The following is a 13614-nucleotide window of genomic DNA, read 5'->3' as shown; positions in this document are numbered from 1 at the left end:
GGGCAACGGCTGAGCAGCCTTGGCGCCTCCTGCCGGAAAACCGCCGGGGCGGTTTGGCGGTTAAAGAACTCAGTCGCCCCGGAAACGGGCGGCTTCTTCTCTTTTTCCCCTTTTCGACTTCACCGTACCCTTTCGATATGGCAACTCCTAAAACCTGGTTTATTACCGGCGTCAGCACCGGTTTCGGCAAAGAGCTGGCCGAATACTGCCTCAGCCAGGGCGACTCCGTGGCCGCTACCTTCCGCCAGCCGGCCCAGGCTGAGGAATTCTCCCAGAAAGACAACACCCGCGCCCGTGGCTTCGTGTGCGATGTGGTGAATGAGCAGCAGGTGCAGCAGGCCGTGCAGGACGCTATCCAGTTTTTCGGCCACCTTGATGTGGTCGTCAACAACGCCGGCTACGGCTCCCTGGGCAGCATCGAGGAAATCGGTGAGGCAGAGGTGCAGCGCCAGTTCGACGTGAACGTGTTCGGGCCGCTGCGGGTGCTGCGGGCCGTGCTGCCTCACCTGCGCGAGCGGCGCAGCGGGCATGTGCTCAACATCACCAGCATTGGTGGCCTCAAAACGTTTCCCGGCGTGGGCGTCTACAACGCCAGCAAGTTTGCCCTGGAAGCCATTGGGGAAAGCCTGGCCCAGCAGGTAGCCCCGCTCGGCATCAAAGTCACCAACATCGAGCCCAGCGGCTTCCGCACGGAGTGGGCCGGCTCCTCGGCCACCTACGTGGATACGGCCATTGAGGACTACCGCGCTACCGTGGGCGAAAACCTGAAAGGCATCCAAGGCTACAGCGGCCGCCAGCCCGGCGACCCGCAGCGCGCCGCCCGCATCATGTTTGAGGTGGTGCACCAGGAAAATCCGCCCCTGCATCTGCCCCTGGGCAAAGCCGCCGTGAAAGGTGCCCGCGACAAGTTCACCGCCCTGGTGCAGGAGCTGGCCAGCGTGGCCGACCTCGGCGACTCCGCCGATTACCCAGCGGGGGAGTAGCCTCGTTTGCAACTCCAGGAACAGCCCCGTAGCCGCGTGCTGCGGGGCTTTTTGCGTGTTTGTAAGGTTGTTCTAATCCTTTTGCCGATTTATAAAATCGAGAAAATCGTCGTTGGCCTTTTTGTCTATTAGATAATCAGCCAACGTATTGAAAAGGCTGGCGTGCGCTTTATCTGTCCGGTGCGAATTTTTAAGCAATACTCGGCCATCAGTCAGTTGCAAGCTTTCCCAGCCTTCTATGTTGTATTGCTCAGTGATTTTCGCGGCTGATTTGCCTTGGAGCAATTGCTTTTGCTCTGATGGGTTTAAGCGGACAAAACCATAAGCTGTGGATTGATCATGCCACGTATTCCGAATGTGTTCCCAGAAATTATGTGCATCGTCAACGGAGTGAAAAGCATACCCATATCTTGTTACAGGCGACAACTGTCTCTTTTGGTCAAAGCCTTCGTCCCAGTCTGGTTCTGACTCGTCAAAATCAAACGAGTTGAACGAGTTAAGCTGCCCGTAACATATGCCCTCATCTGATAAGTAAAGGGTCAGGTTCTCTCCATCTGCATCTTCTAGTACTTCGCAAGGCGTTGCACTTTCAATGCTGCTCGTCCACCTATGGCCAGTAAGTATTTCAAAGCTTAATAGCTTGTCATCAATCATCGGCAATTTGAAAGATAGTTTATGCATAAGATGTGGGGCAAAATAGATTTAAAATTAGGAGCGGGAACAGCAACAAAGTAAGACAACTATTCCACTGCACTGTGTTTGCCCGGCTTTGCAAACCGGCGGCTCCACAATAACCAACTAGCGTCGGAGCCGCTATACTTCTGCACGTATCTTGCCGGCCCTAACTTCTTCTCCGTGCTTCCCACCCTCAACGACCTCGTAGTAACTTCCTGGGCTGATCTGCAGCAGGCCCTGTTCCGCGACACCTGGGACGGGCGCATCGGCCGCTACCGCTCCCCGTTTGTATACCGGGGGCTGCGCTCCAAGGAATGGGCCCTCACCACCAGCCTGCAACGGCTGGGCGGCGAGTACGGGCAGCTGGAAAACCACTTGCTGCGCAACTTCCGCAAGTACGCCCGCGACTTCAGCCAGCCCGGCACTTCCGTGTGGAACTGGCTGGCCCTGGCCCAGCACCACGGCCTGCCCACCCGCATGCTCGACTGGACGTACTCGCCCTACGTGGCCCTGCACTTCGCCACCGATGACCTTGAGGCCTACGACCAGGATGGGGTCATCTGGGCCATCGACTATGTGAAAGCGGCTGAGTTTCTGCCTGCCGGTCTGCGCGCGGCCCTGCGCACCGAAGGCTCCAACGTGTTTACGCCCGAGCTGCTGGAACCCCTCTGCACCAACCTGCGCGACCTGGAAATGCTGCAGCAGGAGCCGTTTCTGCTGTTTCTGGAGCCCCCGTCGCTCGACGCCCGCATTGTGCACCAGTATGCGTTGTTTTCGTTGATGAACTCGGCCCAGGCCACGCTGCATGAGTGGCTGGAGCAGCACCCCGAGCTGTTTTTCCGCATTCTTATCCCGGCCCGGCTGAAGTGGGAAGTGCGCGACAAGCTCGATCAGGCCGGCATTACGGAGCGGGTGCTGTTCCCCGGGCTGGGCGGCCTCAGCCGCTGGCTGCACCGCCACTACACCCCCACGTCCAAGCAGAGCCAGAACCCTCCCGACATCGACTCTTTATCGGGCTAGAGCTGGTAGAAAGCAGATCGTCCCCGCCTTATACTTCGGCTGCAAAAGAAGGTAATAAGGGCATAGCGGGTGATTCCCTGTTGCCGCTTAAGCTTCCGGCATCAGACGCGGCTGCCTTACAGCCCGTTCTGCTTTTTGGTGCCCCGGATGGCCTGGGCTTCCAGCGGGTTTTCGGGCCAGTAGTGCTTGGGGTAGCGCCCGCGCAGCTCCTTGCGCACATCAAAGTAGCTGCTGGTCCAGAAGCTGCGCAGGTCGCGCGTGACCTGGGCGGGGCGGTAGCCGGGGGAAAGCAGGTGCAGGGTGAGCGGCACCCGGCCGCCACCCACGCTGGGTGTATCCAGCAGCCCGAATATTTCCTGCAGCCGCACGGCCAGCACCGGCGCGTTCGGGTCGGAGTAGTCGAGGCGGATGCGGGAGCCGGTGGGCACTTCGAGGTGAGCGGGAGCCAGACGGTCCAGCTCCTGGCGTTGGCTCCAGCCGCCCGGCAACCGGCTGAGCAGGGCTTCCGCAAAGTCCACGCGGCTTAGCTCCGCCAATGACTTTACACCGGTCAGGTGCGGGCCCAGCCACTCTTCCAGCTCCGCCAGCAGGGCCGCATCCGACACGTCGGGCCAGCTTTCGGGCTGCAGCTGATGCAGAAACCCTAGTCGTTCCCGCAAACGCACCGCCGTTTCCGGCCAGGGCAGGCGGGCGGTGCCGCCGGCTTGCAGCGCCTCCAGTAAAGCAGCCGAAATGGCGTCTGGGTCGGGGTTGGGCAGATGGGCATCCGACAGCACCAAGGCCCCCAGGCGGCGCAGGCGGCGGGCCGTGACACGGCCGAGGGTCTCATCCCAGCGCACTTCGTCCCGGGTTTCGATTTGCTGGGTGAAATACTCTTCGAGCTCAGCGCGGGAAAGGGGCGCAGCCAGCCCGGCACGGGGCTGCGCGGCCAGGCCTTCCAGCGCGGCCACGGCAAAAAACACGTCCTGCTGTCCAAAGAATTCGGCTGGCAGCGTAGCCCGCTGCCCCGTCACGAGGCGCACGCGCTCCGGGGTTTCGCGCTGAGCCAGCCGGTCGGGGTAAGCTAGGGCTGCCAGCAGGCCGGCCGCATCGGGCTCGATAGTCCCCTTGGCCTGCACCCGGGTACGCAACACCGCGGCGGCTTCGCGCACCCGGCGCACGGCCCCGGCGTCGGGCAGCAGCCCCGGCAAAGGGGCCCGGCCGGTGTGCAGGGCTTCGAGGCGCAACCGCAAATCGGGCGGCCCGAACGACCCGTCGGCGGGGCGCAGAATGTCGCGCTCCGTGAGCAGAGCGGCCAGGGCGCAGGCCGTGGCGCCGTGCCCGATTTCCTGCCCCCGCACCACTAGGTGGGCCAACCGCGGGGCCAGCCCTAGCCCGGCCAGTGCCCGGCCGTGGGCGGTGGGCAATACTTCGGGCGTGAGGGCCTGCAGGCGCACCAGCAGGTCGCGGGCCTGGGCCAGGGCAGGGGCGGGCGGAGTATCGAGCCAGCGCAGGGTAGACGCGTCGCGAGTGCCCCAGAGGGCCAGCTCCAGGGCCAGGGAGCTGAGGTCGGCGGTGAGGATTTCGGGGGCCAGATGGTGGGGCAGTTCCCGGAACTCGGCCTCCGTCCAGAGGCGGTAGCAGGTGCCGGGGCCAAGGCGGCCGGCGCGGCCCCGGCGCTGGTCGGCGGCGGCTTGGCTGACGGGCTCGGTACCCAGCGTGGTGAGGCCGGAGCGTAGCTCGAACCGGGGCACGCGGGCATAGCCCCCATCCACTACCATCGTGACGCCCTCAATAGTGAGGCTGGTTTCGGCAATGCTGGTGGCCAGCACCACTTTGCGGCGGCCGGCCGGGGCGGGGCGCAGGGCGGCGTCCTGCTGCTCGGCCGGCAGCTCGCCGTGCAGGGTGTGCACATCGACCGAAGCGGGCAAAGTCGTTAGCTTTTCGGCCACGCGGCGCTGGTCGGCCAGGCCGGGCAGAAACACCAACACGTCGCCGGTGGGGTGCTGAGCCAGGGCCTCGCGGATGATGGCGGGGGCGAGGTCCTGCAGCTTTTCGTGGGGGCGGCGCGAAACCGTGGCGGCCCGCTGCGGACTCAGGTAGTGGGTTTCGACGGGAAACATGCGGCCCTGGCTGCGCACCACCGGTGCCCTCAGCCAGGCGCCCAGCCGGTCGGCGTCCAGCGTGGCCGACATCACCAGAATGCGCAGGTCGGGCCGCAGCACGCTTTGCGCGTCCAGGGCCAGCGCCAGGCCCAGGTCGGCCTGCAGACTACGTTCGTGGAACTCATCGAAGAGCACCGCGGCTACGCCTTCCAGCGAAGGGTCGTCCTGCAGCTGGCGCGTCAGCAGAACTTCCGTAACGACCTCAATGCGCGTGTGCTTGGAAACCTTGCTTTCCAGACGCATCCGGTAGCCCACGGTGTGGCCTACTGGCTCGTCCAGCAGCTGAGCCATGCGGGTAGCGGCGGCGCGGGCGGCTAGCCGGCGCGGCTCCAGCACGATGATGCGCCCGTCCTGCCGCCAATCAGCCGCCAGCAGCGCCAGTGGTACGATGGTGGTTTTGCCGGCACCCGGTGGGGCCTGCAGCACGGCCGTGCAGTGGGTTTGCAGCGTGGCCAGCAGCTCCGGCAGGGCTTCTTGAATAGGGAGGTCAGGGAGGCGCATGGGCTTGGTTCAGTACGTATTATCTCGCAGCATCCGTTGAACAGCACCGCGGCCTCTGCGCATCCTTCAGCGTCTTCTGCGGGCTAAAAACAATGGGCCTTAATAAATAGCCACCGACGAATCGACCTGCGTGCTCCAGGCGTGGATGCCGCCGCGCAGGTTCAGCAGATTCGTCAGCTCGTGGCGGTGCTGCAGGTAGGCCAGGGCCTGCATGGAGCGCACACCGTGGTGGCAGATGAGCACGGCGGGCACCTCCGGGTCGATTTCTTGGGCGCGGCCGGGCAGCTCGCCCAGCGGAATCAGGCGGCTGCCCTCGATGCGGCAGTAGGCGTACTCGTCGGGCTGGCGCACGTCGATGAGCTGGAGGGCGTCGCCGCGCTGCAGGCGGGCGTGCAGGTCGGCAGGAGAGAGTTCGGGAAGCATGGAAACGGGCCGGAACAGGATAAAAAACAGGAGTGCCCTCCGCAAAAATACCGCATTGCTCGTTAGCTTTGACCGGCCGTTGGCGGTAGCCGGTTGGGTTTCCGTGTTTAATCAGTCTGCTGTGCCGTCTTCCTTCTTCGAGTTCCTGACTGCCGCCGTGGGCCAGAGCCCCCTGGAATGGGCGGCTGTGCTCACAGGGTTTGCCTGCGTGTGGCTGGCGGCCCGCGAGTCGCTCTGGAACTTTCCCATTGCCATTTTCAGCTGCGCCCTCTACGTGGTGGTGTACTACCGCGCCCAGCTGTATTCCGATTCGCTGCTGCAAACCCTGTTTATCGGGCTGAGCGTGTACGGCTGGTACGAGTGGCTCTACGGCGGCCGAAGCAAGACGCCGCTGGTCGTGACGCGCACGCGGCCGATAGAGTGGCTGGTCTGCGGGCTGTTTGTGGCCGCTTTCACGCTGGGCTTTGGTTACTACCTGCAGCGCCACACCGATGCTGCCCTGCCGCATTGGGACAGTTTTACTACCGCCACCAGCCTGGCTGCGCAGTACCTGCTGATGCGCAAGCGCCTGGAAAACTGGTGGCTCTGGATTGTAGTCGATATTATCTACGTGCCCATCCTGTGGTATAAGGAGCTGTACCCCACCAGCGCCCTGTACGCTCTGTACCTCGTGCTGGCTTCGTACGGCTACTGGCAGTGGCGAAAATCAATGAAGAAGGAGGAATTACCCATGAAGTTATAAGCCGTCTACCTGAATTCTTCATTTCTCAATCTTGATTATTCATTCATAAAAGAATGCTGCGTATTTCGCTTACCGGCCCCGAATCGACGGGCAAAACCACGCTTAGCCAGCAGCTGGCCGACCACTACGGTACGGTGTGGGCGCCGGAGTTTGCCCGCGAATACCTGGAGCGCCAGGGCGCGCACTACACCCTCGACGACCTGGAAGCCATTGCGCGGGGGCAGATGGCCGCCGAAGACGCCGCCGCGGCCCGGGCTCACCGCGTGGTCTTCTGCGACACCGACCTGCTGGTAATCAAGATCTGGAGTGAGCATGCCTTTGGCTACTGCCCCGAGTGGATTTTGCGGGAAATGGAGCGCCGCCGCTACGACCTGGTGCTGTTGCTGGACGTAGACCTGCCCTGGTACCCCGACCCGTTGCGGGAGCATCCCAACCTGCGTCAGCATTTCCACGACCTGTACCGCAGCGAGCTGGAAGATGGCCCCTCTCCCTTTGCCGATATCAACGGGGAGCCGGTGAGGCGCTTCGAGCAGGCCTGCTTTCTGGTAGATGAGCTGCTGGCCGCAACGTATGGACCCGCCGGCCGTATTTCCTGACTTATGTACGTACTGGAAAATGAGCTGGCCCGGGCTACCGTGCAGCCGCTGGGCGCGGAGCTGAGCAGCTTTCTGCGCAAAGACCTCGACAACCTGGAATACATCTGGCCGGCCGACCCCGCCGTGTGGGCCCGGCACGCGCCGGTGCTGTTTCCGATAGTGGGCCGCCTGCCGCAGGACCAATATCAGCACGCTGGCCGCACGTATTCGTTGCCGCAGCACGGTTTTGCTCGTGACCAGCCATTTGTGTTGGTGCGCCACACGCCCGCCGAGCTGGTGCTCGAGCTACGAGACAATGAGCAGACCCGTGCCGCATTTCCCTTTGCCTTTCGCCTGCGCATCAGCTACCGGCTGGCCGGGCCGATGCTTACCGTGGGCTGGGAGGTAGAAAACTCCGGCGCCGAAGAGTTGCCCTTCAGCATTGGGGCGCACCCGGCGTTCCGCTGCCCGCTGCTGCCCGGCGAGACTTTTGAGGACTATGCCTTTGAGTTTGATGAGCCCGTGACCCTGCACCGTTACCTGCTGCAGAACGGACTGCTCACGGGCGAAACGGAGTTGGTGCTCGACCAGGAAACGCAACTGCCGCTTTCCTATGCGTTGTTTGAGAACGATGCGCTGGTGCTGAAAGACGTGCACTTCAACCACCTCACCCTGCGCAGCCGCCGTAGCGGCCGGGCCGTGCGCGTGCGCTTCGACGGGTTTCCGTACCTGGGCCTTTGGACGAAAGCACCCGGTGCGCCGTTTGTGTGCATTGAGCCCTGGCAGGGCGTGGCCAGCTCCGTAACCGATTCGGGCGCGCTCATCGACAAAGAAGGCATCCGGATTCTCGGGCCCGGCCAGGAACACGCTACCTCTTATAGTATCACCATTGAATAGCCCCGAGTGAGGGCTACCCCACATGTCCGCTGAAGTACACATTCGCCCTATCACCGCCGCCGACACCTATGCACTGCGGCACCAGGTTCTCTGGCCCCAGGAGTCACCCAGCTACGTGCGCCTGCTCAACGACCACGAGGGCCAGCATTTTGGTGCCTTCGATGGCAGTCACCTGGTTTCGGTTATTTCCCTGTTCACGGAGGGCAACACGGCCCGTTTCCGCAAGTTTGCCACCCGCCCCGACCAGCAGCGCAAGGGCATCGGCTCGAAGCTGCTGCGCCACGTGCTGAACGTGGCCCGCGAGCAGGGTGCCCAGCGTATCTGGTGCGACGCCCGCGCCGAAAACCGGGCCTTCTACCGCGCTTTTGGCCTGGAGCCAGAAAGTGGTATCACGTACCGCGGTACCATGCCCTACCTGCGCATGGGTAAGGACTTGTAGGCAGCTAAGTCAGGCAAAAACAGGCCGCGCCGCCCCGTAAGCATCGGGGCGGCGCGGCCTGTTTATCAGTAGACGTAAGCGGCGAAGCTCACAGCAGCACCGGCTCCGGCGGGCGAACGGGCACGCGGGGGCGGCGGTTATAGTCGGGCTCCCAGTCGTTGATGGGGCGCGTGATGCCGGGGGGCAGATCTAGGTCGGGCAGGCCGTCGTCCAGGGGCTCACCGCCCTCGTCGTCGCTGTCGGAGGATGGTGGGTGCGGGTAGCGGTGGCGCGGCATCAGGAGGAAGTAAGCTAAAATAGCCAGCACCAGAAGCGTGTAGACGAGGCTAATCATGGCAAAAAAGCGTAGGAAACACCGCGTGCGGGGGCGAAACGGATAACTGGCTAACGGGTTGGCTGCAAGCGGCGTTATGCCTTCGGGCTAGCAACGTGTGTACGAATTCACCCTGGGTTTAAGTTACCGGATTTGGGCAGGAAAATCAACGCAAATTCGGGCTTGCTTGTACCGGCAGCTTGCAGGCCCTAGCTTTGCGCCACAAACTGTTTAGGGGTGCCCCGCGTCGGGAGTGGCGTTAGAGGCTGAGATCATACCCATTGAACCTGCCCGGGTAATGCCGGCGAAGGGAACAAACGATCCGCGAACGAAAAACCTATAGGTGCCGACCCCTGGCACCGGGTCCGTTCCACTTTTTCTTTTACCCATTTCTTGAAAAATTTTCTGGTTTCCGGGGCGGCGCTGCTGGCGCTGCCTTGCGCGGCATGGGCCCAAGGGCCTGTGTCTGGCTCGGTTAGTTCGTTTATACCCATGAGTGCAGAAGCAACGTCCTTGCCGGGGGCTACTGTTTACTTAGATGGTGTAGCCATCGGCCAAACGGACGACTTCGGACAATTTAATGTACCTGCTGTACCAGCTGGTAGCCACCAGTTGCGCATTACATCTATTGGACACAAACCGCTGGAAGCCAGTATTTCTGGGCAACCCGCTCTACAAAAGTTGCATTTCGTACTAGAAGGTGAGGTGCAGCTCACCGGCGAGGCCTTGGTAACTGCCTCCCGCGCCAATGAACGCACGGCCACGGCCTACACCAACCTGAGCAAGGAAGATCTGGAGAAGCGCAACTTCGGGCAGGATATTCCCTATTTGCTGGATCAGACGCCCTCCGTAGTGGTGAATTCCGATGCGGGCAACGGCGTGGGCTACACTGGCATCCGGGTGCGGGGCACGGGCATCGAGGGCATCAACGTGACGGTGAACGGGGTGCCGCTGAACGACGCGGAAAGCCACGGGGCCTTCTTCGTGAATCTGCCGGATCTGGCTTCGTCGGCATCGTCGGTGCAGGTGCAGCGCGGAGTGGGCACCAGCCAGAACGGCAGCGCGGCCTTTGGGGCCAGCCTTAACCTGAGTACGCTGGAAAGCCGGCAGCAGGCCTACGCCGAAAGCCAGAACTCCTTCGGCTCCTACAACACCTGGAAAAACACCGTGCAGTTTGGCACCGGGCGGCTGGGACCGGGCTTTACCGTGGATGGCCGCCTGTCGCGCATTTCCTCGGATGGCTACATGTTGCGCGGGGCTTCCGATCTGAAATCCTATTACCTGGCGGCTGGCTACCAGGGCAAGAACACCTTGCTGAAGTTCATTACTTTCTCGGGGCGCGAGAAAACCTACCAGGCCTGGAACGGGGTGCCCGAACCAGCCCTGACGCGCAACGCCGCCGGCCTGCAGCAGTACGTGGATAACTACGAGCTGACGCCCGAAGACGCTGCCCGCGCCCTGCGTGAAGGCCGTCGCTACGCCTACTACACCTACGACAACCAGACCGATAACTACCAGCAAAACCACTACCAGCTCCACCTCACCCAGGTCCTGAGCCCCGACTGGAGCGTGGCCGCCGCCCTGCACCTCACCCGCGGCTTCGGGTACTACGAGAGCCTGCGCCTCAACCGCAAGCTGGCCGACTACAACCTGCCCGACGTGGTGGTGGGCACGGAAACCATCAAGCGCACCGACCTGGTAGACCAGAAGTGGCTGGATAACTATTTCTATGGGGGCATCTTCGCGCTCAACTACCAGCCCGCCGCCGGCAAGGTGCAGGCTACACTGGGCGGGGGCTGGAACCGCTTCCTCAACGACCACTACGGTGAGGTTATCTGGGCGCGCTACGCTTCCAGCGGCAGCATCGGTCACCGGTCCTACTTCAACGACGCCACCAAAACTGACTACAACGCTTATGCCCGCGCCACCTGGCAGGCCCTGGACCGCCTGAGCTTCTACGCCGACGTGCAGGTGCGCCGCATCGGCTACCACCTTGGCGGCATCGAAGACAAGCAGGTGCCCGTTTCCGCCAAAGCTGAGTACACCTTCTTCAACCCCAAAGCGGGCCTTACCTGGCAGCTGACGGACCTGCAAACGCTCTACGCCAGTTACGCCGTGGCCCACCGGGAGCCAGTGCGCTCCGACTTTACGGACCGCCCCCTGGGCGACGCCGGCCCCCAGACCGAAGAACTACACGATATAGAGGGCGGCTACCGCCTAAACCGCAGCGTGAATGGACGAATCCTGCGCGCCGAGGTTAACGGCTTTTATATGCGCTACCGCAACCAACTAGTGAATACCGGCCAACTCAACGACGTAGGTACGGCTCTGCGCACCAATGCCCCGCGCAGCTACCGCACCGGCGTGGAGCTGACGGGGACTTACCAGCCGCTGGCCTGGCTGAACCTAAACAGCACGCTCACCCTCAGCCGCAACCGCATTCAGGATTACCGCGCTGTGACGTATGATAAGGACTACAACCCGGTAGTGGCTGAGGTAGGCCGCAATACCATTATTTCCTACTCGCCGGCCGTGGTATCGGCGCACACGCTGGAGGTAGTGCCCGTGAAAAACCTGCGGGCCGCGCTGCTCTACAAAACCGTGAGCCGCCAGTTCCTCGACAACACCGCCAGCGCCAACAAAGCCATTGCCGCCTACCAGGTGCTGGACCTGCGCCTGCGCTACACCCTACGGCCGACCTTCATGCGGGAGCTGGAGCTGGGCTTGCTGGTAAATAACCTCCTGAACCGCGAGTACGTGGCCAACGGCTACACCTACGGCTACCCCAACGCCGAAGGTCAGCAGCTTACCTTCAACTTCTATTACCCCCAGGCCACGCGCAACTTCCTGGCTTCCGTAGGGGTGAAATTCTGAACCACGGATTCGCGCGGATTTTTCGGATTTCACAGATTTTGTGGATGGCGAAATTCCGCTTGGACCAGAACATAAAAGGGGTTGCCTTCTGGCAACCCCTTTTTAATTGTCCACAAAATCTGTGAAATCCGAAAAATCCGCGCGAATCCGTGGTTCCTGCGGTGGTTCAGATAATCAGCCGCACGCCGCCCAGCTCGGAAATGTGGTAGGGAAACTGGTTGCCGGGCGAGCCAATGAACATGAAGTTTTTCGGGATGCCCCATTCCTTCGAAAGCTGGTCAATAAGCTCTGGACCGAACTTGCCTTCCAGCGTCACGAAATCCACCTCAATCTGGTCGTAGGCGCGGTCCAGCACCCGAATGTCGGTGAGCAGGTCCTGTGGATAAAGCTCGCCGGGCTTGAGCAACGTCACGATTTTGAGCCGGGTGGTAAACTCGTTTTCCACCACGTAGGCCATGACTTTATTGAGGTTCGACACGTTGTCGCCTTTCGTGAAAAACACGAATTCCTGCTTGTGCAGCTCCCGTAGCATGTGCAGCACCTTCAGGCGGCTCAGGCGCGAAACGCGTGGCGAGTGCGTGGCAAACGAGTTGGCCGCCGCCAGCACTAGGTTAAGAATGGCGGTGCGGTTCAGCATCACGTATACCACCAGCATGGCCGGCAGGAAGTACTGCAGAAAGACAATCAGGTAGTCGGGGTGAATTTTGATGTTGCCGTACAAAGCCACCAGAATGCCCAGCAGCGCCAGCGTCACCGTGAAGATGCCCGCGTACACCGGGCGGGGCAGCTTGGGCCGCTTGCTTTTGAGCAGGAAGTTGCCCAGCGCGAAGAAGGCCATAACCGACAAAAACGATATGGTGTACACGCCCGACAGTGGCCCCAGCTGCCCGTTGGTAATCAGCAGCACCGACACGCAGAGCACGAAAAAGATGATAAGAATGAGGTAGTTGCTGCCGGCTTTGTTCTCTTTCAGAAAAAACTGTGGCAGAATCCGGTCCAGGGTCATGCGCTTCATCAGCCCGCTCACGCCCACAAACGAGGTAAGCACGGCCCCACTGAGTACCGCCACGGCGTCGATGGAAATCAGCGTGCCCAGCCAGCGGCCCCCGGTGGTATTGCCCAGGTGCGAAAGCAGGGTTTCGGTATGCTCGCCCACCTCCACCATGGGCAGCACGGCTATGGCCAGAAAGGCAATTACGGGGTTGAAGAAGCTCACCACCACCCACATGTTGCGCAGCGTTTTCTGAAACACGCCCCGGGCCTGTTCCTCCACAAAGTTGGCCGAACTCTCAAACCCCGAAATGCCCAGCATGGCCGCGCTGAAGCCGAAAAACAGCGCCCCCACAATGCTGCCGCCTTTCACCGGCAGCTGAAAGTTGAGCGTTAGATTGTCGAGCCCTTGAGTAGCCAGGTACCAGATAGCACAGGCGACCAGAATGGTGAGGGAAGCCAGGTGTACCAGAAAAATGCCTACCGCTACCTTCGCCGACTCCGAAATACCCAGGATGGTAAGCACCAGAAATAGCCCCAGCAGCCCCAGTGTGGCCCCAATGATGGGCAGCCCGTGCCAGAGCGTGTGCAGGTAGTGCATGGCCTCGGAGGCCGAAATAACCGCCGTGGCCATGTACGACAGAATGGTGAGGCAGGCCGCCAGTGCCGCGTTCCGCTTGCTGGTGGTGTTCAGCAGCACGTTGTAGGCGCCGCCATTGAGGGGCAGCGCGCCCACCACTTCGCCGTAGATTTTGCGAAACAGAAACAGCACTGCCCCCACCAGCAGCAGCGCAATCCAGGCATACTGCCCGGCGTAGGCAATGGCCAGGGCCGAAACGTAGAGGCAGGACGAGGAAATGTCGTTGCCGCAGATGGCAGTGGCTTCCAGCTCGTTCAGCTTTTTTTCGTGACTCATGAGGGGGTGGAGAAGACGGGAAAGGAGGAGAATATACGCACTACGATGGAAACGGTATTCAAGCCCAAACAAATGCTCTGTGCCAGCCCGAAAATGCGAAAGCCCCGGTGGACCTGCCGGGC

12 protein-coding genes and 1 riboswitch are annotated in these 13614 nt (G+C 61.7%); of the genes, 7 read left to right on the top strand and 5 right to left on the bottom strand.

From position 1 onward, the window contains the following. Positions 1-137: 137 nt before the first annotated feature. A complete protein-coding gene (locus I5L79_RS04740; RefSeq protein ID WP_196953881.1) occupies positions 138-983 on the top strand; it encodes an oxidoreductase in 846 nt (281 codons plus the stop codon). A gap of 72 nt (positions 984-1055) precedes the next feature. On the opposite strand, the gene I5L79_RS04735 is transcribed toward I5L79_RS04740, so the two are convergent. Next, on the bottom strand, positions 1056-1664 hold the full coding sequence (locus I5L79_RS04735) for a hypothetical protein (RefSeq protein WP_196953880.1): 609 nt from the start codon (positions 1662-1664) through the stop codon (positions 1056-1058). 174 nt (positions 1665-1838) lie between these two features. On the opposite strand from I5L79_RS04735, the gene I5L79_RS04730 reads away from it, so the two are divergent. Beyond that, positions 1839-2678 carry an FRG domain-containing protein gene (locus I5L79_RS04730; RefSeq protein WP_196953879.1) on the top strand — a complete coding sequence of 280 codons (840 nt, stop codon included), beginning with the start codon at positions 1839-1841 and terminating at the stop codon, positions 2676-2678. Between the two features lie 116 nt (positions 2679-2794). On the opposite strand, the gene hrpB is transcribed toward I5L79_RS04730, so the two are convergent. Together hrpB and I5L79_RS04720 are read right to left on the bottom strand one after the other, a co-directional pair. After that, the gene (gene hrpB / locus I5L79_RS04725) at positions 2795-5323 is read right to left on the bottom strand and encodes an ATP-dependent helicase HrpB (protein ID WP_196953878.1); all 2529 of its coding nucleotides are present in this window, start codon (positions 5321-5323) and stop codon (positions 2795-2797) included. Between the two features lie 99 nt (positions 5324-5422). Further along, the gene (locus I5L79_RS04720) at positions 5423-5746 is read right to left on the bottom strand and encodes a rhodanese-like domain-containing protein (RefSeq protein WP_196953877.1); all 324 of its coding nucleotides are present in this window, start codon (positions 5744-5746) and stop codon (positions 5423-5425) included. A gap of 121 nt (positions 5747-5867) precedes the next feature. Here I5L79_RS04720 and pnuC point away from each other — a divergent pair, with 121 nt between their 5' ends. Genes pnuC through I5L79_RS04700 form a run of 4 tightly spaced genes read left to right on the top strand, consistent with a single transcriptional unit; the run spans position 5868 to position 8399 of the window. Further along, entirely contained in the window at positions 5868-6488 is a 621-nt protein-coding gene (gene pnuC / locus I5L79_RS04715; protein ID WP_196953876.1) for a nicotinamide riboside transporter PnuC, read from the top strand. Between the two features lie 53 nt (positions 6489-6541). Beyond that, positions 6542-7084: an AAA family ATPase gene (locus I5L79_RS04710; protein ID WP_196953875.1), complete on the top strand. Its 543-nt coding sequence runs from the start codon at positions 6542-6544 to the stop codon at positions 7082-7084. A gap of 3 nt (positions 7085-7087) precedes the next feature. Further along, positions 7088-7960, top strand: coding sequence for an aldose 1-epimerase family protein (locus I5L79_RS04705; RefSeq protein WP_196953874.1), 873 nt, complete (start codon positions 7088-7090; stop codon positions 7958-7960). A gap of 22 nt (positions 7961-7982) precedes the next feature. Further along, positions 7983-8399: a GNAT family N-acetyltransferase gene (locus I5L79_RS04700; RefSeq protein ID WP_196953873.1), complete on the top strand. Its 417-nt coding sequence runs from the start codon at positions 7983-7985 to the stop codon at positions 8397-8399. Positions 8400-8487: 88 nt separating this feature from the next. On the opposite strand, the gene I5L79_RS04695 is transcribed toward I5L79_RS04700, so the two are convergent. Further along, the gene (locus tag I5L79_RS04695) at positions 8488-8733 is read right to left on the bottom strand and encodes a hypothetical protein (RefSeq protein ID WP_196953872.1); all 246 of its coding nucleotides are present in this window, start codon (positions 8731-8733) and stop codon (positions 8488-8490) included. 202 nt (positions 8734-8935) lie between these two features. Then, a riboswitch (TPP riboswitch) is annotated at positions 8936-9044 on the top strand. A gap of 61 nt (positions 9045-9105) precedes the next feature. Between I5L79_RS04695 and I5L79_RS04690 the strand changes: the two genes are divergently transcribed. After that, complete coding sequence (locus I5L79_RS04690) at positions 9106-11586, top strand: TonB-dependent receptor (protein ID WP_196953871.1); 2481 nt, start codon at positions 9106-9108, stop codon at positions 11584-11586. A gap of 166 nt (positions 11587-11752) precedes the next feature. Here the strand turns inward: I5L79_RS04690 and I5L79_RS04685 are convergent, their stop codons facing one another. Next, entirely contained in the window at positions 11753-13492 is a 1740-nt protein-coding gene (locus tag I5L79_RS04685) for an APC family permease (RefSeq protein ID WP_196953870.1), read from the bottom strand. Positions 13493-13614: the final 122 nt, after the last annotated feature.

The sequence above is a fragment of the Hymenobacter guriensis genome, from assembly GCF_015773195.1.
Taxonomy (GTDB): domain Bacteria; phylum Bacteroidota; class Bacteroidia; order Cytophagales; family Hymenobacteraceae; genus Hymenobacter; species Hymenobacter guriensis.
Note: the sequence above shows the minus strand (reverse complement) of the source record. Positions and strands in the feature narration are given on the sequence as shown.

Bases quoted from the DNA above. Each gene is read 5' to 3' on its own strand.
- I5L79_RS04740 (WP_196953881.1), top strand. From the start codon at position 138: ATGGCAACTCCTAAAACCTGGTTTATTACCGGCGTCAGCACCGGTTTC.
- I5L79_RS04735 (WP_196953880.1), bottom strand. From the start codon at position 1,664: ATGCATAAACTATCTTTCAAATTGCCGATGATTGATGACAAGCTATTA.
- hrpB (WP_196953878.1), bottom strand. From the start codon at position 5,323: ATGCGCCTCCCTGACCTCCCTATTCAAGAAGCCCTGCCGGAGCTGCTG.
- I5L79_RS04720 (WP_196953877.1), bottom strand. From the start codon at position 5,746: ATGCTTCCCGAACTCTCTCCTGCCGACCTGCACGCCCGCCTGCAGCGC.
- I5L79_RS04710 (WP_196953875.1), top strand. From the start codon at position 6,542: ATGCTGCGTATTTCGCTTACCGGCCCCGAATCGACGGGCAAAACCACG.
- I5L79_RS04705 (WP_196953874.1), top strand. From the start codon at position 7,088: ATGTACGTACTGGAAAATGAGCTGGCCCGGGCTACCGTGCAGCCGCTG.
- I5L79_RS04700 (WP_196953873.1), top strand. From the start codon at position 7,983: ATGTCCGCTGAAGTACACATTCGCCCTATCACCGCCGCCGACACCTAT.
- I5L79_RS04695 (WP_196953872.1), bottom strand. From the start codon at position 8,733: ATGATTAGCCTCGTCTACACGCTTCTGGTGCTGGCTATTTTAGCTTAC.
- I5L79_RS04685 (WP_196953870.1), bottom strand. From the start codon at position 13,492: ATGAGTCACGAAAAAAAGCTGAACGAGCTGGAAGCCACTGCCATCTGC.